This window comes from Allobosea sp. GW822-FHT05A11, from assembly GCF_058800455.1.
In genome coordinates, this window is record NZ_JBXAMI010000001.1 from 494,291 (window position 1) to 513,056 (window position 18,766).

The 18,766-nt window shown below is 66.9% G+C and carries 22 protein-coding genes; 11 read left to right on the plus strand and 11 right to left on the minus strand.

Translation table 11 applies throughout. The features are described from left to right. Positions 1–286 precede the first annotated feature (286 nt). The 5 genes from AC1RLU_RS02395 to AC1RLU_RS02415 all read left to right on the plus strand — a co-directional run bounded on the left by AC1RLU_RS02395 (position 287) and on the right by AC1RLU_RS02415 (position 4,564). The gene (locus tag AC1RLU_RS02395; protein ID WP_061969907.1) at positions 287–571 is read left to right on the plus strand and encodes an aa3-type cytochrome c oxidase subunit IV; all 285 of its coding nucleotides are present in this window, start codon (positions 287–289) and stop codon (positions 569–571) included. 37 nt (positions 572–608) lie between these two features. Next, positions 609–1,748 carry a Re/Si-specific NAD(P)(+) transhydrogenase subunit alpha gene (locus tag AC1RLU_RS02400; protein WP_492793693.1) on the plus strand — a complete coding sequence of 380 codons (1,140 nt, stop codon included), beginning with the start codon at positions 609–611 and terminating at the stop codon, positions 1,746–1,748. 17 nt (positions 1,749–1,765) lie between these two features. Continuing rightward, the gene (locus AC1RLU_RS02405) at positions 1,766–2,200 is read left to right on the plus strand and encodes an NAD(P) transhydrogenase subunit alpha part 2 (RefSeq protein WP_061969903.1); all 435 of its coding nucleotides are present in this window, start codon (positions 1,766–1,768) and stop codon (positions 2,198–2,200) included. A gap of 5 nt (positions 2,201–2,205) precedes the next feature. Further along, a complete protein-coding gene (locus AC1RLU_RS02410) occupies positions 2,206–3,612 on the plus strand; it encodes an NAD(P)(+) transhydrogenase (Re/Si-specific) subunit beta (RefSeq protein ID WP_061969901.1) in 1,407 nt (468 codons plus the stop codon). 79 nt (positions 3,613–3,691) lie between these two features. Next, on the plus strand, positions 3,692–4,564 hold the full coding sequence (locus tag AC1RLU_RS02415; protein ID WP_492793694.1) for an alpha/beta hydrolase: 873 nt from the start codon (positions 3,692–3,694) through the stop codon (positions 4,562–4,564). Positions 4,565–4,584: 20 nt separating this feature from the next. Here the strand turns inward: AC1RLU_RS02415 and AC1RLU_RS02420 are convergent, their stop codons facing one another. The 5 genes from AC1RLU_RS02420 to AC1RLU_RS02440 form a co-directional block, all read right to left on the minus strand. Continuing rightward, positions 4,585–5,436 carry a tetratricopeptide repeat protein gene (locus AC1RLU_RS02420; protein ID WP_185745081.1) on the minus strand — a complete coding sequence of 284 codons (852 nt, stop codon included), beginning with the start codon at positions 5,434–5,436 and terminating at the stop codon, positions 4,585–4,587. A 343-nt stretch (positions 5,437–5,779) separates the two neighbouring features. Then, the gene (rpsU, locus tag AC1RLU_RS02425) at positions 5,780–6,013 is read right to left on the minus strand and encodes a 30S ribosomal protein S21 (RefSeq protein WP_061969899.1); all 234 of its coding nucleotides are present in this window, start codon (positions 6,011–6,013) and stop codon (positions 5,780–5,782) included. A gap of 171 nt (positions 6,014–6,184) precedes the next feature. Beyond that, entirely contained in the window at positions 6,185–7,291 is a 1,107-nt protein-coding gene (locus tag AC1RLU_RS02430) for a 5-(carboxyamino)imidazole ribonucleotide synthase (RefSeq protein ID WP_492793695.1), read from the minus strand. Next, complete coding sequence (gene purE, locus AC1RLU_RS02435; protein WP_061969895.1) at positions 7,288–7,788, minus strand: 5-(carboxyamino)imidazole ribonucleotide mutase; 501 nt, start codon at positions 7,786–7,788, stop codon at positions 7,288–7,290. The genes AC1RLU_RS02430 and purE overlap by 4 nt, the downstream gene beginning before the upstream one ends. A gap of 99 nt (positions 7,789–7,887) precedes the next feature. After that, positions 7,888–8,106: a YdcH family protein gene (locus AC1RLU_RS02440; RefSeq protein ID WP_047580734.1), complete on the minus strand. Its 219-nt coding sequence runs from the start codon at positions 8,104–8,106 to the stop codon at positions 7,888–7,890. Positions 8,107–8,336: 230 nt separating this feature from the next. On the opposite strand from AC1RLU_RS02440, the gene AC1RLU_RS02445 reads away from it, so the two are divergent. The 3 genes from AC1RLU_RS02445 to AC1RLU_RS02455 all read left to right on the plus strand — a co-directional run bounded on the left by AC1RLU_RS02445 (position 8,337) and on the right by AC1RLU_RS02455 (position 9,606). Next, positions 8,337–8,525 carry a YdcH family protein gene (locus AC1RLU_RS02445; RefSeq protein ID WP_061970298.1) on the plus strand — a complete coding sequence of 63 codons (189 nt, stop codon included), beginning with the start codon at positions 8,337–8,339 and terminating at the stop codon, positions 8,523–8,525. A 236-nt stretch (positions 8,526–8,761) separates the two neighbouring features. After that, positions 8,762–9,022, plus strand: a complete 261-nt coding sequence (locus tag AC1RLU_RS02450) for a GlsB/YeaQ/YmgE family stress response membrane protein (protein WP_061969893.1) — start codon at positions 8,762–8,764, stop codon at positions 9,020–9,022. A gap of 80 nt (positions 9,023–9,102) precedes the next feature. After that, the gene (locus tag AC1RLU_RS02455; protein WP_061970296.1) at positions 9,103–9,606 is read left to right on the plus strand and encodes a YidB family protein; all 504 of its coding nucleotides are present in this window, start codon (positions 9,103–9,105) and stop codon (positions 9,604–9,606) included. 151 nt (positions 9,607–9,757) lie between these two features. Here AC1RLU_RS02455 and AC1RLU_RS02460 read toward each other — a convergent pair whose 3' ends face one another. Further along, positions 9,758–11,386 carry an acyl-CoA synthetase gene (locus AC1RLU_RS02460; RefSeq protein ID WP_492793696.1) on the minus strand — a complete coding sequence of 543 codons (1,629 nt, stop codon included), beginning with the start codon at positions 11,384–11,386 and terminating at the stop codon, positions 9,758–9,760. A 98-nt stretch (positions 11,387–11,484) separates the two neighbouring features. Further along, on the minus strand, positions 11,485–12,249 hold the full coding sequence (locus AC1RLU_RS02465; protein WP_091857023.1) for a sulfite exporter TauE/SafE family protein: 765 nt from the start codon (positions 12,247–12,249) through the stop codon (positions 11,485–11,487). A gap of 172 nt (positions 12,250–12,421) precedes the next feature. Between AC1RLU_RS02465 and AC1RLU_RS02470 the strand changes: the two genes are divergently transcribed. After that, positions 12,422–14,356 carry a propionyl-CoA synthetase gene (locus AC1RLU_RS02470; RefSeq protein ID WP_492793697.1) on the plus strand — a complete coding sequence of 645 codons (1,935 nt, stop codon included), beginning with the start codon at positions 12,422–12,424 and terminating at the stop codon, positions 14,354–14,356. An 18-nt stretch (positions 14,357–14,374) separates the two neighbouring features. Here AC1RLU_RS02470 and AC1RLU_RS02475 read toward each other — a convergent pair whose 3' ends face one another. From AC1RLU_RS02475 to AC1RLU_RS02485, 3 genes are all read right to left on the minus strand, one after another. Further along, entirely contained in the window at positions 14,375–15,265 is an 891-nt protein-coding gene (locus tag AC1RLU_RS02475) for an MBL fold metallo-hydrolase (protein WP_492793698.1), read from the minus strand. A 25-nt stretch (positions 15,266–15,290) separates the two neighbouring features. Further along, positions 15,291–16,019, minus strand: coding sequence for a DUF1013 domain-containing protein (locus AC1RLU_RS02480; RefSeq protein WP_091857026.1), 729 nt, complete (start codon positions 16,017–16,019; stop codon positions 15,291–15,293). A gap of 178 nt (positions 16,020–16,197) precedes the next feature. Continuing rightward, positions 16,198–17,196 (minus strand): NAD(P)H-quinone oxidoreductase, encoded by a 999-nt coding sequence (locus tag AC1RLU_RS02485; RefSeq protein WP_492793699.1) that lies wholly within the window; start codon positions 17,194–17,196, stop codon positions 16,198–16,200. A gap of 92 nt (positions 17,197–17,288) precedes the next feature. Here AC1RLU_RS02485 and AC1RLU_RS02490 point away from each other — a divergent pair, with 92 nt between their 5' ends. Both AC1RLU_RS02490 and rcdA read left to right on the plus strand, forming a co-directional pair. Further along, positions 17,289–17,489, plus strand: coding sequence for a DUF1192 domain-containing protein (locus tag AC1RLU_RS02490; protein ID WP_061969879.1), 201 nt, complete (start codon positions 17,289–17,291; stop codon positions 17,487–17,489). 360 nt (positions 17,490–17,849) lie between these two features. Next, positions 17,850–18,380: a protease adaptor protein RcdA gene (gene rcdA / locus AC1RLU_RS02495; RefSeq protein WP_091857028.1), complete on the plus strand. Its 531-nt coding sequence runs from the start codon at positions 17,850–17,852 to the stop codon at positions 18,378–18,380. A gap of 124 nt (positions 18,381–18,504) precedes the next feature. Here the strand turns inward: rcdA and rpmE are convergent, their stop codons facing one another. Next, positions 18,505–18,741 carry a 50S ribosomal protein L31 gene (rpmE, locus tag AC1RLU_RS02500; RefSeq protein ID WP_061969875.1) on the minus strand — a complete coding sequence of 79 codons (237 nt, stop codon included), beginning with the start codon at positions 18,739–18,741 and terminating at the stop codon, positions 18,505–18,507. Positions 18,742–18,766: the final 25 nt, after the last annotated feature.

Genomic DNA, 18,766 nt, shown 5'->3' on the forward strand with positions numbered 1-18,766 from the left:
CCTCCGCCTCCGTGAAACAGGGCTGCCGATACCGTCGGTCCGACCCGACGGGCGGCGATGCCATGCTCCCGGCCGCTGCCGAGTGACTGAATCGTTCTCAAAATCGGCCGATAACGAGAATGATTCTCTATTTAAATCGATTGAATTGCTCCGCGCTGTTCGCTAGAGAATGGTTGCGCGAGGTTGCGACGGCATGCTCCACCGTTGCAGCAAGCTGCCGCGTTGCCCGTGCGTCGCGGGTGCGCTACAGGCTTAGAGAGACTGTGTCTTTTTCAGGATCGAGACCATGGCCGACCACGCCCATCACGCCGACGCCCCCGCGATGGACTATCCCGAGCATGAGCGGACTTATACCGGCTTCGTGCATTTCGCCGAGGTTGCGACCGTCGCCTCGCTCGCCATCGTCGCGGCGCTCGCCGTCGGCGGCACCAAGCACGCCTGGGGCACGGCGCTGATCGGCACGCTTCTTGCCGTCATCGGCACGGGCATCGGCATCGCCGCCCCGTCGATCTCCTGGCGCGCGCCTCTCGTCTCGCTGGTGCTGATGCTGCTCGCGCTGCTCCTGCTCTGACCGTCTCCCCATAACGCCGGAAAGGCCTTTTCCCGCCATGCGCATTGCTGTCCCAGCCGAAACGCAAGGGGCGGAAACCCGCGTCGCAGCGACGCCGGAGACCGTCCGCAAGTTCAAGGGCCTCGGTGCCGAGGTCGTGGTCGAGACCGGGGCGGGCAAAGCCTCCGGCATCCTCGATGCGGATTATGAGGCAGCAGGGGCGACGATCGCGAAAACGGCGGCGGAAGCGCTGGCCGGCGCGGCTATCGTGCTGAAGGTGCGGCGTCCGTCGGAGAGCGAGATCGCCGGCCTGCCGGCCGGTGCGCTCGTCGTCGCGACGATGGACCCCTATGGCAATGAAGCGCAGGTCGAGGCCCTGGCGAAGGCCAATGTCGCCGCCTTCGCCATGGAGTTCATGCCGCGCATCACCCGGGCCCAGGTGATGGACGTGCTGTCCTCGCAGGCCAATCTGGCCGGCTATCGCGCGGTGATCGACGGCGCGGCCGAATACGGCCGGGCGCTGCCGATGATGATGACGGCGGCGGGCACCGTACCGGCAGCGAAGATCTTCGTGATGGGCGTCGGCGTCGCCGGCCTGCAGGCGATCGCGACCGCGCGGCGCCTCGGCGCCATCGTCACCGCGACCGACGTGCGCCCCGCCACCAAGGAACAGGTCGAATCGCTCGGCGCCAAGTTCCTCGCCGTCGAGGACGAGGAATTCAAGCAGGCGCAGACCGCCGGCGGCTACGCCAAAGAGATGTCCAAGGAATACCAGGCGAAGCAGGCGGAGCTGACCGCGAGCCACATCGCCAAGCAGGACATCGTCATCACCACCGCGCTGATCCCGGGGCGGCCTGCGCCGAAGCTGATCTCGGCGGCGATGGTCGAGAGCATGAAGCCCGGCTCCGTGATCGTCGATCTCGCGGTCGAGCGCGGCGGCAATTGCGAGCTCGCCAAGGCGGGCGAAGTCGTGACCACCGATAACGGCGTCAAGATCGTGGGCCATCTCAACGTGCCCGGCCGCCTGCCCGCAACCTCCTCCTCGCTCTACGCCAAGAACCTCTTCGCCTTCGTCGAGACGCTGATCGACAAGGCCGAGAAGAAGCTCGCGGTGAACTGGGACGACGAGCTGGTCAAGGCGACCGCCCTGACGAAGGACGGTGCCGTCATCCACCCGAATTTCTCAGCCAAGGCCTGAGCGAAGGAATTCCGACCATGGCAACTCCCTCCACCGAACAGGCTCTCGAACAGGCCCGCAACGCGGCCGCTCTCGCCAAACAGGCGGCCGAGCTCGCCGAGCGCTACGCCGATCAGGCCGCGGCCGCGGCCAGCATCGCGACCGGCGGCGTCGACCCGACGGTCTACCGCCTCGCGATCTTCGTGCTCGCCGTCTTCGTCGGCTACTACGTCGTCTGGTCGGTGACGCCGGCGCTGCACACGCCGCTGATGTCGGTCACCAACGCGATCTCCTCCGTCATCGTCGTCGGCGCCTTGCTGGCGGTCGGCGTCGAGACCCTGCCGACGCTCGGTGACGGGCCGATCTGGGCCAAGGTCTTCGGCTTCCTCGCGCTGGTCCTCGCCTCGGTGAATATCTTCGGCGGCTTCCTCGTCACCGAGCGAATGCTCGCGATGTACAAGAAGAAGGGCTGATCGCCATGGCCGCGAACCTCTCAGCCCTGCTCTACGTCGTCTCCGGCGTCCTCTTCATCATGGCCCTGCGCGGCCTGTCGCATCCGACGACCTCGCGACAGGGCAACCGCTACGGCATGATCGGCATGGCGATCGCCATCGTCACGACCGTGGTGTTCTTCCCGCCGTCGGGCTTCTCGGGCTGGCTGCTCGTCATCATCGGCATCGCCATCGGCGGCGGTATCGGCGCGGTCATGGCCAAGCGCGTGCAGATGACGCAGATGCCGCAGCTCGTCGCCTTCTTCCACTCGCTGGTCGGCCTTGCCGCGGTGCTGGTGGCGGCGGCGGCGCTCTATGCCCCTGAAGCCTTCGGCATCGGCCATGCCGGCTCGATCAAGGGCGCGAGCCTGTTCGAGATGGCGCTCGGCGTCGCGATCGGCGCGGTCACCTTCACCGGCTCGATCATCGCCTTCCTCAAGCTCGACGGGCGGATGAGCGGCAAGCCGATCATGCTGCCGCAGCGCCATGGCATCAATATCGGGCTCGGCATCGCGCTCGTGGTGCTGCTGGCGATCTTCATCAAGAGCGAGAGCCACACCGTCTTCTGGCTGATCGTCGCGGTCTCGCTGGTGCTCGGCGTACTGCTGATCATTCCGATCGGCGGCGCCGACATGCCGGTCGTCGTCTCGATGCTGAACTCCTATTCCGGCTGGGCCGCGGCGGGCATCGGCTTCACGCTCGGCAACATGGCGCTGATCATCACCGGCGCGCTGGTCGGCTCGTCCGGTGCGATCCTGTCCTACATCATGTGCAAGGCGATGAACCGGAGCTTCATCTCGGTCATCCTCGGCGGCTTCGGCGGCGATGACGCCGCGGCCGGCGCGGGTGGCGCGGTCGAGGCACGGCCGGTCAAGCAGGGCTCGCCCGACGATGCCGCCTACATCATGAAGAATGCCGGCAAGGTCATCATCGTGCCCGGCTACGGCATGGCGGTGGCACAGGCGCAGCACACGCTGCGCGAGATGGCCGACCTGCTCAAGAAGGAGGGCGTCGAGGTCAAATACGCCATCCATCCGGTCGCAGGCCGCATGCCCGGCCATATGAACGTGCTGCTGGCCGAGGCCAACGTGCCCTATGACGAGGTCTTCGAGCTCGAGGACATCAACTCGGAATTCGGCCAGGCCGACGTCGCCTTCGTCATCGGCGCCAACGACGTCACCAACCCGGCCGCCAAGACCGACAAGTCCTCGCCGATCTACGGCATGCCGATCCTCGACGTCGAGAAGGCCAAGACCGTGCTCTTCATCAAGCGCGGCATGGCGGCGGGCTATGCCGGCGTCGAGAACGAGCTGTTCTTCCGACCCAACACCATGATGCTGTTCGGCGACGCCAAGAAGGTCACCGACGCGATCGTCAAGGCGATGGCGCACTGACGCGCCGAGCCGTCATCGGATTGCTGCAAAGGGCCGGCTTGATCGCCGGCCCTTTCGTTTCCGGAACCTGCATCGCGTGATGATCCGGCGTCTGCTGAAACTGCTGCTGTTGCTGGGGCTGGCGGGCTACTTCGCCGGGCTGGGCATGCTCTATCTGCGCCAGCGCGAGATGATGTATCCGCGCGATCCGGCGAGGGCGGACATCACTGCGGCCGGGCTCGACGCCGCCGAGGAGGTCAGCGTGGCCACGGCCGATGGCGAGCGGCTGGTCGCCTGGGTCGTGCCGCCGCGCGCGGGCAAGCCGGTCCTGCTCTATTTCCACGGCAATGCCGGCAATCTCGGCAGGCCCGGGCGCGTGGAGCGCTTCCGGGGACTCACGGAGGACGGCACGGGCCTGTTCGCCATCAGCTATCGCGGCTATGGCGGCTCATCCGGCACTCCGAGCGAAGAGGGGTTGCTGCAGGACGCGCGGGCGGCCTATGGCGCTGCCGCGGCGCGGTTCGGCGCCGGCAGGCTGGCCGGGTACGGCGAGTCGCTGGGCACCGGCGTGGTGTTGAAGCTCGCGGCAGAGGTGCCGCTCCAGGCAGTGGTGCTGGAGGCGCCCTATCGCTCGACCCTGGCTGTGGCGCAGGATCTCTATCCCTATCTGCCGCTCAGCCTGGTGATGAAGGACCAGTTCCGCTCCGATGAGATCATCGCCCGGGTCCGGGCGCCGCTGCTCGTGCTGCATGGCGAGCGCGATCAGGTGATTCCCTTCGCGCAGGGACAGCAGCTCTACGCGCTCGCGAACGCACCCAAGCGCTTCCTGGGCTTTACCACGGGGCGGCACGCGGATCTGCCGCGCTACGGATCGATCGGCGAGATCAGGCGTTTCCTGGCCGATGCCGTATCAGGCAGCATCGGCGGGGCGGAAAGCCGCATGATCGGGGAGGGAGCCGGCCCGCGCCCCTGATGCGCGCGCCCGATGCTCCGTCAGCTCCGGAAGAAACCGCCGCCGCCGCCGAGGCGCGAGGAGCCGGCGCGGGCCTGGGCATTGTTGCCGTCGATGGAAAGCGCGCGCTGATAGGCTTCGGAGGCTTCGGCCTTCTTGCCGAGCTTCTCGAAGGCGAAACCGCGGCCGGCCCAGGCATTGGCATTGCGGTTGTCGACGTTGAGGGCGGCCGTGAAGTCCTCCTGCGCGGAATCGTACTTGCCAAGCGCGTTCAGGCTCTCGCCGCGCGCGATATAGGGCGGGGCGGTGTAGGGATTGCGGTCGATCACCGAGTCGAAATCGGTGACGGCATTCTGATGCTGGCCTTCCTTCTGGTAGACGAGGCCGCGGGCATGGAAGGCTTCCGCCGATTCAGGATTGAGCCGGATCGCGGTGTTGAGATCGGCCAGCGCCTGCTGGCTGTTGCCCTGTGCGCGCAGTAGGTTGGCGCGGGCGATATAGGCCGGCGCATAATTCGCATTGGCGGTGGTGGCGCGGTTGAAATCGGCGAGTGCCGAATCGGCGCGGCCGCTCTGGCGCAGCGCGAGGCCGCGATTCGTATAGGCGGAAGCGAGGGTCGGATCGATCTGCACCGCCTTGGTGAAGTCCGAGATCGCATCCGAGAAGCGGCCGACGCGGGCATAGGCCGCGCCGCGCGTGTTATAGGCGCCGGGGTCGTTCGGATTGCGCGAGATGACCTCGCTCAGCGAGCCGATATTGACGCTGGCGTCGGCGGTGTCGCGGGTGTCGAGTTCGGCGACGGCGGGCTGTGAGCCGAGATTGGAGACGGTGTCGCAACCCGCCAGGGCCAGCGCCATGCCGGCTGCGGCCAACCAGTAATTGCCTCGGATCATGCTCTGCCTCATCGGTGTTCGTGCTTCGCTTGCCGCGATGCCCTCGTTCCGGAGGATGCCCGGCTTCCGGATCGCCATGCGTCCTGCTGGGCGCAAAGTGACGAACCGGCTTATTGTTCCAGCACCGGATTTCTTCGAAAAGCGGATTTCACTTTTCGGTCCGATGCAGGCCGTCGCGGCGTGGTCGCGCTCCCTGGCCGGCAGCGCTCTCTCGGAGAAGACGCCCGAAATCCGCCAAAACTTGGTTAACGTCGCTCAAATGACAACGCGCCCGGAGCGAGCTCCAGGCGCAAATCACTATCGGCCCTGTCATGGCAGCCCCAAACAGGGCAGCCAGAGGGTCTCAGGGGCGCTTGGGCTTCACCGGCGCAGGCAGGAGGCCTTCGCGCTGGAGCTTCTTGCGCTGGAGCTTGCGGGCGCGGCGCACGGCCTCGGCCTCTTCGCGAGCGCGCTTCTCGGAAGGCTTCTCGTAGTGGCCACGAAGCTTCATCTCACGGAAGATGCCCTCGCGCTGCATCTTCTTCTTGAGGGCGCGGAGCGCCTGATCGACATTGTTGTCGCGAACGAGAACCTGCACGTGAAACGTCCGTCCTTAACGGGTTGATCCAAGAATGGAGGCCGGCGATAAGCCAGAGCCCACCGCGCGAAGATGGGTGCCGATAGCAGAATTCATTTCGGCTGTCCACGCCGCAATCCCTTGAAAATGCGGGGTCGGATGCAGTTCGGGGATCAGCCTGGAACCGGGCGCTCAGGCGCGCTCGTCCGTGACCCGGGTGACATGGCCCATCTTGCGGCCCGGACGGGCGTCGCGCTTGCCGTAGAGATGCAGATGCGCGCCGGGTTCGGCCAGCAGTTCGCGCCAGCGCAGCGCGCTCGCACCGATCAGATTTTCCATCTCGACGCGGCCGCGCCGGGCGGTCGAGCCGAGCGGGAAACCGCAGACGGCGCGGACATGCTGGTGGAACTGCGAGGTCTCGGCGCCCTCGCTGGTCCAATGCCCGGAATTATGGACGCGCGGGGCGATCTCGTTGACGACGACGCGCTCGGCGAGGTCGCCCTCGGCCTCGAGTACGAACAGCTCGACGGCAAAGACGCCGACATAGCCGAGCGCCTCGCCGATGCGGCGGGCGGCGTCTATCGCCTGGAGCGATGCGCCTTCCGAGAGATTCGCGGGGATGCGGGTATAGGCAAGGATATGGTCGCGATGCTCGTTCTCGCAGACGTCGAAGGCGGCGAAGGAGCCGTCGAGCCCGCGTGCGGCGACGACCGAGACCTCGCGCACGAAGGAGACGAAGCCTTCGAGGATCGCGGGAAAGCGCCCGATCGCCTCATGAGCCTGGGCGAGGTCGCTGCCCGGCGCGATCTTGACCTGGCCCTTGCCGTCATAACCGAAGCGGCGGGTCTTCAGGACCGAGGGGCGGCCGAGCTCGGCGGCGGCCGTTTCGAGATCGGCGAGCGAATCGACGGCCCGGAACGGCGCGACGGAAAGGCCGAGTTCGGAGACGAAGCGCTTCTCGCTGAGCCGGTCCTGCGTCACCGCGAGCGCCCGCGCGCCGGGATGGAGCGGCACGCGCGCGGCGAGGAAGGCAGCGGTCGCGGCCGGGACGTTCTCGAACTCGTAGGTGACGACATCGACGGCGTCAGCGAAGCGGGCGAGCGCCTCCTGGTCTTCATAATCCGCGACGGTATGGCGCGCCGCCACGTCGAAGGCCGGGCTGTCGGCCTCGGGCGCGAAGACATGGCAGCGGATGCCGAGATCGGCGGCGGCGAGCGCCATCATCCGGGCGAGCTGGCCGCCGCCGAGGATGCCGAGCATGGCGCCGGGAGCGAGGCCGGTGGGAACGGGAGGATTCATGCGTCGTCCCGGTTGGGGCGCTCGGCGATGCCGGCGCTCTGGCGGGCGCGATAGGCGTCGAGGCGTTCGGCGAGCGCCTGATCGGACAGGGCGAGCACGGCTGCGGCAAGGAGAGCGGCGTTGACGGCGCCGGCTCGGCCGATGGCGAGCGTGCCGACCGGGATGCCGGCCGGCATCTGCACGATCGAGAGCAGGCTGTCCTGGCCCGAGAGGGCCTTGGATTCGACGGGCACGCCGAAAACCGGCAGCGGCGTCAGCGATGCCGTCATGCCCGGCAGATGCGCGGCGCCGCCGGCACCGGCGATGACCACCTTGAAGCCCTCGGCCTTCGCGCCCTTGGCGAAGTCGAAGAGCCGCTCCGGCGTGCGGTGAGCCGAGACGATGCGGGCGTCATAAGGGATGGCGAGCGTGTCGAGAGCCTCGGCTGCATGACGCATCGTCGCCCAGTCGGACTGGCTGCCCATGATGATGGCGACGGGTGGGCTGCTGGCTGCCATGGAATGCGCTCGGGCTCGGCTCCGGAAGCGCGCGATCTAGACCGGTCGATGCGGGGTAAGCAAGGGCGAATCGGCGTAAGGCAGCCGGAAAGGGTGGCTTCAGGCAATGATGTCGGGCGTCAGTGCGTCCTCGATCTGGGAAATGCGGTCCTTGAGGTAGAGCTTGCGCTTCTTCAGGCGCTGGACCTGGACCTGATTGATCGAGCCGACGCGCTCCAGCGCATCGATGGCGCTGTCGAGATCGCGGTGCTCCTCGCGCAGCCGCGCGAGTTCGGAGGTGAAGGTCTCGACCTCTTCCGGGCTGAGCTCGAATCCCATGGGCATCTCATCATCGCCTTGATCGGGGGCGACTATGCGCGTGCCGCCCGGAGTCCTGCAAGTGCGGGCAAGGCGGCTGAAGGCATAGGGAAGCCATCTATTCACGGCTTTCCGGAAACGGACCGGTCACGATCACAGAATCTCATGAATGCCGTGTGACGGCGCGGGGAAGACGTGAAGCCGGCTCTATGCCAGATTGGTTAAGTCAACCGCTCATCAGGAGGATCCAGATGTCGTTGCAGACCCGTCTTGCGGAACTCGAGCGCAAGCACCGTCAACTCGAGGACGCCATCTCCCAGGCTGTGGCGAGCCCGTCTTCGAGTGACCTCAGCCTCGCAGAGCTGAAGCGGAAGAAATTGCAACTGAAGGATGAGATCGAACGCGTACGGATGACCATGCCGGAGCGAACCTTGCACTGAGCCTGCGGGCCGCCAGGCCCTTTGAGTGCTACACAGATGCGGATGGACCGGCCCGAAAGGGCCGGTTTTTCGTAGGCGGCTGCAAGAGCCGTCAACGGAATGACACAATGGACTTCGAAGCTGCTTCGGCATGTTCCGAAAACCGCTTCGCCCGTTTCGGGGTGATGCAAGCTGGCGGGAACATCTTGCGCGATGGCCAGTTGAGGCCAGGCGCGCCTCGCGCGGGGGAGACTGTCATGGGCATCATCTGGACCATCATCATCGGTTTCATTGCCGGCGTCGTCGCCAAGTTCGTCATGCCGGGCTCGAACGAGCCTGCCGGCTTCATCCTGACGACGATCCTCGGCATCGTCGGGGCCTTCGTCGCGACCTGGCTCGGCCAGTCGCTCGGCTGGTACGCGCCGGGCGAGGGAGCCGGGCTGATCGGCGCCGTCGTCGGTGCCGTCATCGTCCTGGCCGTCTGGGGGATGATCAGCAGCCGCAATCGCGCTGTCTGAACCCGACCGTTCCCGCATCGGCTTCCCGCTGTCGCGATGCGACTTCAAGCCGATATTTTCTCCCACATGGAGTGATTGCCGTGAGTGACGACAACAGCAGCAGCGGATTTCCGTCCCTGACCGCCCTTCTGGGCCTCCTCGCCGTCGCCGGCTACCAGAACCGCGACAAGATCTCCGAATGGCTTGGCGGGCGCGGCCAGCCTGAACCGGGCGAGGCGCCGGTGCCGCAGCCGGGCCAGGCAGGGGCCGCGCCGCAAGGCGATGGCGGGCTTCTCGGTGGCCTCGGCGGATTGCTCGGGGCCGGCGGTGTCGGCGGCATGCTGAATGGCGGGCTCGGCGAGCTCGCCGACCGCTTCAAGCAGGCGGGACAGAGCGAGAAGGTCGATTCCTGGGTGCAGCACGGACCCAACCAGCAGGTCGCGCCCAATGATCTCGAACAGGCGCTCGGCCCGCAGGTGATCGACGCGATCGCGACCCGGACGGGCCTGTCGCGCGACGAATTGCTCGACCGGCTGTCGCAGGTCCTGCCGGAAGCCGTCGACCGCTTCACGCCGAATGGAAGGCTCGATCGCGCCGGGGCCTGAGAGCGCGGCTCGCTACGCTCCACGTCATGGTCGGGCTTGTCCCGACCATCCATGTCTTCGCTCGCCGACGGACGTGTTCAAGACGTGTAGGCTCGCCTCGCCACAAGGGCGAGCATGACGGCTGCCGGACGCCGTGGCCAGGCCGGCTGGCCTACAGCGCCCGCGCCATCTCGCGCAGGCGGAATTTCTGGATCTTGCCCGTCGAGGTCTTCGGCACTTCGGCGAAGACGATCGTGCGCGGGCACTTGAACGCCGCGAGATGCTCCCGGCACCAGGCGATGATCTCAGCCTCGGTCGCGCTCTTGCCCGGCTTCAGCTCGATGAAGGCGCAGGGGGTTTCGCCCCATTTCTCGTCGGGGCGTGCGACCACGGCGGCCGCCTGCACGGCTGGGTGCTTGTAGAGCGCGTCCTCGACCTCGATGGACGAGATGTTCTCGCCGCCGGAGATGATGATGTCCTTCGAGCGGTCCTTGAGCTGGATATAGCCGTCGGGATAACGCACGCCGAGATCGCCGGTATGGAACCAGCCCCCAGTGAAGGCGGCCTCGGTCGATTTCCGATTGCCGAGATAGCCCTTCATCACGACATTGCCGCGCATCATCACCTCGCCGAGCGTCTGGCCGTCGCGCGGGACGGGCTGCATCGTCTCGGGATCGAGCACGTCGAGCGCTTCGAGAGCCGGATAGCGCACGCCCTGGCGGGCCTTCCTGGCGGCCTGCTCGGCCGGAGAGAGCGCGTTCCAGTCGTCGTTCCAGTCGTTGACGACGGCAGGCCCGTAGCACTCGGTCAGCCCGTAGAGATGGGTCACCTCGAAGCCGGCCTGCTTCATGCCGGCGAGCACGGCCTCGGGCGGCGGGGCGGCGGCGGTGAAGAAGGAGACCGTCTGCGGGAAGTCGCGGCGCTCCTCGGGCGTGGCGTTGAGTAGCGCCGACATCACGATCGGCGCACCGCAGAGATGGGTCACGCCGTGGTCGGCCAGCGCATCGTACATCGCCCTGGCCCGGACCTGGCGCAGGCAGACATGGGTGCCGGCGACGATCGAGATCGTCCAGGGGAAGCACCAGCCGTTGCAGTGGAACATCGGCAGCGTCCAGAGATAGACCGGATGCCGGCCGAGATTGCCGGTGATGACGTTCGAGGTCGCCAGCAGGTTGGCGCCGCGATGGTGATAGACCACGCCCTTGGGGTCGCCGGTGGTGCCGGAGGTGTAGTTGAGCGCGATGGCGTCCCACTCGTCCGACGGCATCAGCCAGTCGAAATTGGGATCGCCGGAAGCGAGGAAATCCTCGTATTCGATCTCACCCAAGCGCTCGCCGGGGCCGTCATAAACCGGGTCGTCATAATCGATGACGAGGGGCTTCGTCTTGCAGAGGGCAAGCGCTTCCTTGATCGTCTTCGAGAATTCGCGATCGGTGATCAGCACCTTCGCGCCGCCATGGTCGAGCGAGAAGGCGATGATCGCCGCGTCGAGCCGGGTGTTCAGCGTGTTCAGGACGGCGCCGGCCATCGGCACCCCGTAATGGCATTCGAGCATGGCCGGGGTGTTCGGCAGCATCGCCGCGACGGTGTCGTTCTTGCCGACGCCGTACCTGGCCAGCGCCGAGACGAGGCGGCGCGAGCGGGCATAGAATTCGGCATAGGAACGGCGCAGCGGGCCGTGGATGATCGCGGTGCGCTCGGGGAAGACCGAGGCGGCGCGCTCGAGGAAGGCGAGCGGTGTCAGCGGCTGGTAGTTCGCCGGATTGCGGTCGAGATCGGTGTCATAGGCCGAACGGGTCATCGGGAGCCTTCCTTGCAAGCGCTGGCAGCCTTAGCGGCTGGCGCGCTCCCGGGTAATCCATCCCTTTTTCCGATGCGGCGCAATCGCGCGGAGGCCGATCAGCCGAGAAGATGCAGGTCGCGCAGGCCGTCGAAGATCAGCTTCCCGCCCACCAGCAGCAGAAGCCAGTAGACGATGCCGTAGAAGCGCTCCGCGGGCACGCGCCGGACCAGCCAGACCCCGGCGAAGGTCGCCGCGACGGCGAAGGGCAGCAGCGCGGCCGAGGCCATGAGGTTCTGGCTGTTGAGCTGGCCGAGCGCGAGATAGGGGATGAGCTTCACCAGGTTCATTGCGGCGAAGAACACAGCGCCGGTGCCGACGAAGACGGCCGGCTTCAGCTTCTGCGGCATGACATAGATCTGGAAGGGCGGGCCGCCGGCATGGGCAACCATGCTGGTGAAGCCGCAGAGGAAGCCCCAGAGGCTGCCGGCGCTCCAGTTCGCCTGCGTGGCGACAGCGGGCTTCCGGCCGTCGCTCAGCATGCGGCGCAGTGCGAAGCCGACCGAGATCAGCCCGACCGCGAGCACCACCGCCGCGTCCGAGACTTTCGCGGCCAGCAGATAGCCGACGAGGATGCCGAGCAGCGCACCGGGCGCCAGCGTCGCGAGGTTGCGGCGGTCGAAATCGCGCCGGTAGGACCAGACCGAGACGACATCCTGCGCGATCAGCAAGGGCAGCATGATCGCGGCGGCGGTCACCGGCGAGACCACCAGCGCCATCAAGGGCAGGGAGAGCAGGCCGATGCCCGAGAAGCCGCCCTTGGCCAGGCCGGTCAGGATGACGGCCGGCACCATGGCGGCGAAGAAGAGAAGATCGAAGGGCATGGAGGGCTGCGCCGCTGAGCCGGGACGTGCAGAATGGGATGGGCGAAAGTCTTAAAACAGCGAGCTTGCGTTGACCGGGGGCAGTGCGCAGGATTCCGCGCAAAATCAGCCCCGCCATCGCCGGCTTGCCACGGGGCTTTAGGATGAAACCCGGCGCAGAGGAACGCTTGCGATGAATGGCCCCCATGCGGCGCCCGCCCGCCCGGCGCAAGGCTATGCCGAAACCTATGCAAGCTGGCAGGCCGATCCGGATGGCTATTGGCTCGACATGGCCAACGCGATCGACTGGATCAAGCCGCCCGAGAAGGCTTTCGACGCCTCCGCCGGCATCTATGGCCGCTGGTTCCCGGATGCGACCTGCAACACCTGCTTCAACGCGCTGGACCGGCATGTGCGCGACGGGCGCGGCGATCAGGCCGCGCTGATCTATGACAGCCCGGTCACCGGTACGAAGGCGAGCTATACCTACGCTGAGATGCTGGACGAGGTCGCGACGCTCGGCGCCGTGCTCGAAGACCTCGGCGTCGGCAAGGGCGACCGCGTCATCATCTACATGCCGATGGTGCCGGAAGCCGCCTTCGCGATGCTGGCCTGCGCCCGGATCGGCGCGGTGCATTCGGTGGTGTTCGGCGGTTTCGCGGCGAAGGAGCTGGCGACGCGCATCGACGATGCCGAGCCCAAGGTGATCCTGACCGCGACCTGCGGCATCGAGCCGACGCGCGTCGTCGAATACAAGCCGCTGCTCGACGGCGCGATCGAGATGGCCAGGCACAAGCCGCAGGCCTGCGTCGTGCTGCAGCGACCCCAAGTCGATGCCTCGATGCATGCGACCCGCGACAAGAACTGGCGCACGCTGGTGGCTGCTGCGAAGGCGGCTGGGCGCAAGGCCGAGTGCGTCGAGGTCGCGGCGACCGACCCGCTCTACATCCTCTACACCTCCGGCACGACCGGCCGGCCCAAGGGCGTGGTGCGCGACAATGGCGGGCACATGGTTGTGCTCAAAGCGACGATGGACCAGCTCTTCGATGTCGGGCCGGGCGAGGTGATGTTCTGCGCGTCCGATGTCGGCTGGGTCGTCGGCCACGGCTATATCGTCTATGCGCCGCTGATCCAGGGCGCCACCAGCGTGCTCTATGAGGGCAAGCCGGTCGGCACGCCCGATCCCGGAGCCTTCTGGCGGGTCATCGCCGAGCATGGCGCCAAGGTGCTGTTCACGGCGCCGACCGCCTTCCGCGCCATCCGCAAGGAGGACCCGGAGGGCAAGCACCTCGCCGGCCACGACCTGTCGCGCTTCAAGGCGCTGTTCCTTGCCGGTGAGCGAGCCGATCCCGAGACGCTGAAATGGGCCGAGGCGATGCTCAACGTGCCAGTGATCGACCATTGGTGGCAGACCGAGAGCGGCTCGCCGATCGTCGGCGATCCGCTGGGCCTCGGCCTCCTGCCGGTGAAGCACGGCTCGTCGACCGTGCCGCTGCCCGGCTGGGACGTGCAATGCCTCGACGAGAGCGGGCGACAGGTTGAACCCGGCACGATGGGCGCGATCGTGCTGAAGCTGCCCTTGCCGCCCGGCGCGCTGACGACATTGTGGAACGACGATAAGCGCTTCAGGGAGGCCTATCTCACGACCTATCCGGGCTACTACAACACCTCGGATGCCGGCTTCATCGACGCGGACGGCTATGTCTTCATCATGGGCCGCACCGACGACATCATCAATGTCGCCGGTCACCGGCTTTCGACCGGCGGCATGGAGGAGGTGCTGGCGGCGCATCCGGCCGTGGCGGAATGCGCGGTCGTCGGCATTCGCGACGCGCTCAAGGGCGAGCAGCCCTGTGGCTTCGTCGTGCTGAAGGCGGGCGCGACCGTGACGCCCGAGCAGGTGGAGAAGGAACTCGTCGCGCTGGTGCGCGAGCGGATCGGGCCGGTGGCGGCGTTCAAGCTGGCGCTGACGGTCGCCCGGCTGCCGAAGACGCGTTCCGGCAAGATCCTTAGGGCGACGATGAAGAAGATCGCCGATGGCGAGGATTATGCGGTGCCGGCGACGATCGAGGACACCGCCGTGCTCGGCGAGATCGGCGTAGCCCTTAAGGGCAGGGGGATCGGGTAGCGGCCGGTCGTCTCGGAGCTAGTACGCGACCGTCGCGCCGTTCCAACTCAGCAGGCGCTCCGGCACGTCGAGACGCATGAGGTCTTCGCCGACCAGCAAGGCACCGCCATAGCCCGCGGCCCGGACTTCGCGGGCGAGCGCGGTGGTGTCCGCGTTCGGCGGGACCAGATGAGTCAGTGCCAATGCCTTGGCACCGGCACGCGTCGCGAGCCCCGCCACGATGGCGGGCGTCATGTGATAGCTCTCGACCGCGGCGACGGTTTCAGGCGACCGAACGCCCGCGACGATCGGCATCTGGCTGGCAATGAACACCTCGCAGACCAGGAGGTCGCAGCCGTTGGCTTGCATCTCCAGCGAGGGCGTGAGGCGGGTGTCTCCTGAGAAGACGATCCGCGTGCCGCCATGCGACAAGGTCAGGCCGAAAGCAGGCTCGACCGGCCGGTGATCGACCAGGAAAGCCTCGATGGAGAGCTCGCCCAGGCCAGAGACCGGACCTTCGCGCAATTCCTCGAAGATAACCTCAAGCCCCGTTGCGTCGGGGCGCTTTTCGAAGGCGATGCGCAGGGTGCGCTCGCGTTCGAAGGCGGCATATTGGGCGCGGAGATTGGCGAGCGCGGGCGCGGGAGCGAGCACGCGCCAGGGCCTGGCGCGGCCCTGATGCCAGGAGGAGACCACGAGCTGGTAGAAATCGACCAGGTGGTCGGAATGCTCGTGGGTGACGATCAGGGCGTCGATATCGGCGCCGCGCGTGCCGGCGGCGACCAGGCGCTGGCCGACGCCGGAGCCACAATCGATCAGCAGCTTGCGGCCAGCCGCCTCGACGAGATGCGAGGGGCCGGCGCGGCGCAGGCTGACGGGCGGTGCGCCGGTGCCGAGGAAGGTGAAGGCGAGACCGTCCATTCCCGACATGCGCAGCGTCCGTGGTTGAGAGCTCTTACTCGTCGTCTTCTTCGTCGGCCGGGCGCTTGAGCTGCTTCAGCTTGGCGAAGACGGAATCGACGTCGATCGCGGCTTCCTCCTCGCGCTTCGGCCGGCTCATGTCGGCGAAGGGCTGGCTCTCGCTGGGCTTCGGCTCCGGAGCAGTGGCCTCTTCCACGGTGAGCAGGGTCGAGCCGGCCTCGACCAGCGCGGCCGGACGGTCCTTGGCGGCGCGGCCGACTTCGAAATCGAGATCGATCTGCGAGCACAGGCCGAGGCTGACCGGGTCGATCGGGGTCAGCGTCTGGGCGTTCCAGTGGGTGCGGTCGCGGATCTGCGCGATGGTCGACTTGGTGGTGCCGATCAGGCGGATGACCTGCGCGTCCTTGAGCTCGGGATGGTTGCGCAGCAGCCAGAGGATGGCGTTCGGCCGGTCCTGGCGCTTGGAAACCGGGGTGTAGCGCGGGCCCTTGGTGCGCTTGATCTCCGGCACCTTCACCTTGCGCTCGGCGAGCTTGAGATGGTGGCTCGGGTTCTTGGCGGCGCGCTCCAGTTCCTCGCGGGTGAGCTGGCCGGAGGTGATCGGGTCGAGGCCCTTGATGCCGGCGGCAACTTCGCCGTCCGCGATGCCGCGCACCTCGAGCGGGTGCAGCTTGCAGAACTCGGCGATCTGCTCGAATGTCAGCGAGGTGTTCTCGACCAGCCAGACCGCGGTGGCCTTGGGCATCAGCGGGGTTTGTGACACGGTACGGTCTCCTCTTCGCCTTCGCGCCGCCGCTCGCAGGGGCTCTTAAGGCAGGGTCGCGGACAATAGCTCTCATGCGCCGACCGGCCTCCCCGGCCGGCCATCCAAATCATCGACGATGAGCAGGATGGCGCGCCTTATAGGCGAGGGCGGGGCAAGTGTCTATGAAAAGCGATGCTCACACCGTCAGCACGATCTTGCCGATATGGGTGCTGGATTCCATCAGGCGATGGGCCTCGGCTGCCTGCGCCAGCGGGAAGGTGGCGTGGATGAGCGGCTTGCAGCGCCCGGTCTCGAGCAGCGGCCAGACCTTGGCCTGCAATTCGGCGGCGATGGCGGCCTTCTCGACAACGGTGCGCGGCCGCAGCGTCGAGCCGGTATGGGTCAGGCGCTTCAGCATCAAGCGGCTGAAATTGACCGTGGCCTTCGGCCCGTTGAGGAAGGCGATCTGGACGATGCGGCCCTGATCGGCGGCCAGCTCGTAATTGCGGTCGATATAGTCGCCGCCGACCATGTCGAGGATCAGGTCGGTGCCGCGCCCGCCCGTCGCCGCCTTCGCCGCTGCGACGAAATCCTCCGTCCGGTAGTTGATGGCGTGGTGGGCACCGAGCTTCAGGCAGGCGGTGCATTTGTCGTCGGAGCCGGCCGTCGCGATGACGGTCGCACCGAAGGCCTTGGCGAGCTGGATCGCCGTGGTCCCGATGCCGGACGAGCCGCCATGGACGAGGAAGCTCTCGCCGGCCTGCAGGCGACCGCGCTGGAAGACATTGGTCCAGACCGTGAAGAAGGTCTCGGGGATCGCCCCGGCCTCGGTGAGCGTCAGGCCCTTGGGGGCGGGCAGGGCGTTGCTCTCGTCGACCACGGCATATTCGGCATAACCGCCGCCGGCGACGAGGGCGCAGACGGGTGCACCGACGGAAAAGCGATTGGCGCCTTCACCCTGCGCGACAACCCTGCCGGCGAATTCGAGGCCGGGGATGTCGGAGGCGCCGGGCGGGGGATTGTAGCCGCCCTGGCGCTGCAGGACGTCCGGCCGATTGACGCCGGCGGCAGCGATGGCGACGAGGATCTGGCCCGGACCGGGCTTCGGGACCGGACGCGTTTCCGGCCTGAGGACCTCGGGGCCGCCCGGAGCCGCCATGCCGATCGCCGTCATCGTTTCGGGAAGTGCCGTCATGGCGCAGTGTCCTCGTTTGGTGCGTCGCAGCGTGACTGCGTTGGAAACTTAGCTAGCGTGCCCCGCGCAGTTTGAGCAGATGCGAGGCCGCCATGTCGATATTCCCGGAGGATGACCGCCCCAAGCCGAAGAGCGTGCACGAGATCGGGCAGGATCTGTCGACGCTGTCGCTTGGCGAGATCGACGAGCGGGTCGCCGCGCTCAAGGCCGAGATCGAGCGCCTGATCGAGACCCGGTCCCGCAAGGACGCCTCTCGCTCTGCCGCGGATGCGTTCTTCCGCAAGCCCGCCTGAAAAAGCGTCAAAAAGAAACGCCCGTTAACAGGGCGTTAATGATTCCAAAGTATGAATCGCATCATCCAGTTTGTCTGGATGTCGAGTGGCTCCTGCCCACTCTGTTTGACGCCTCCCTGTTGACCTTCGAGCCGCCTTTGGCGGCTCTTTTTTTGTCTGCGCGTTCCCCGGACCCGGCGGATCTGGGATGCTCCTGTGGAGCCGCCCGCCTTGTTGTCGCCACAGGGGTTTAGCCTCGTTAAGGTTAACGACACCTTACCGGCGCCGGCGACCGTGATCGGCGCTATCCTTGCGACATCGGTGTCCTGATCCGTGACGCGTTCCAGAGGCGCACGGGCTTGTGCCGATGGGAGACACCGCATGAACGACGCCCAGTTGCTCGACCCGCAGACGGAAGAGGGCGCGATTTCCTTTGCTCGGGGCTTCGTGCGCTCCGACGCCTTCATGCTGCTGTTTCGCGAGGGAATGGGACTGGTCGAGCAGACGGCGGGCTATCTCGACGGAGACGGGCGCAAGGATGCCGCCGCCCTGCCGCGCGAGGCCTCGCTGACCTACGCCACCGAGAGCATGCGCCTGACCACGCGATTGATGCAGGTCGCCTCCTGGCTCCTGGTGCAGCGGGCAGTGGCGGAAGGCGAGCTCACCGCGGAGCAGGCCCGGACCGAGCACAACAAGGTCAAGATCGGCGACCCGATGGCGCCGCCGTCGGAGTCTATCGTGGCGCAATTGCCGGAGCGGCTGCGCGAGCTGATGGCGCATTCGTTCAGGCTGCAGGAGCGCATCCGCCATCTGGAGGGCCAGATGTCGGGCCAGGCGCCTGTGCGCGCGGCCGTCAACCCGGTCCTGGACCAGCTCGCCAGCCTGCAGGCCCGGCTCGGGCTCGCCCACTGATCATTCGGGAGCGCGGCGCCGTCGAGGCGCTGCGCTTCGGATCATGCCAAAACGGAAAAACCCGGCCGCGAGGCCGGGTTTTCTTGTTCGAGATCAAGGACGGCGGCGCCGCAGCGCCGCAGCATCACTTCTTGCCGATCGCGCCCAGGCCGGCGAAGCGCGTGTTGAAGCGCGAGACGCGGCCGCCGCGGTCCAGCATATGCTGGGTGCCGCCGGTCCAGGCCGGGTGGGTCGTGGGGTCGATGTCAAGGTTGAGGGTGTCCCCTTCCTTGCCGTAGGTCGAGCGGGTGGCATATTCGGTGCCATCGGTCATGACGACCTTGATGGCGTGATAGTCGGGATGGATGCCAGCCTTGGCCATGACGAAATCCTCAGAAAGCTTACAA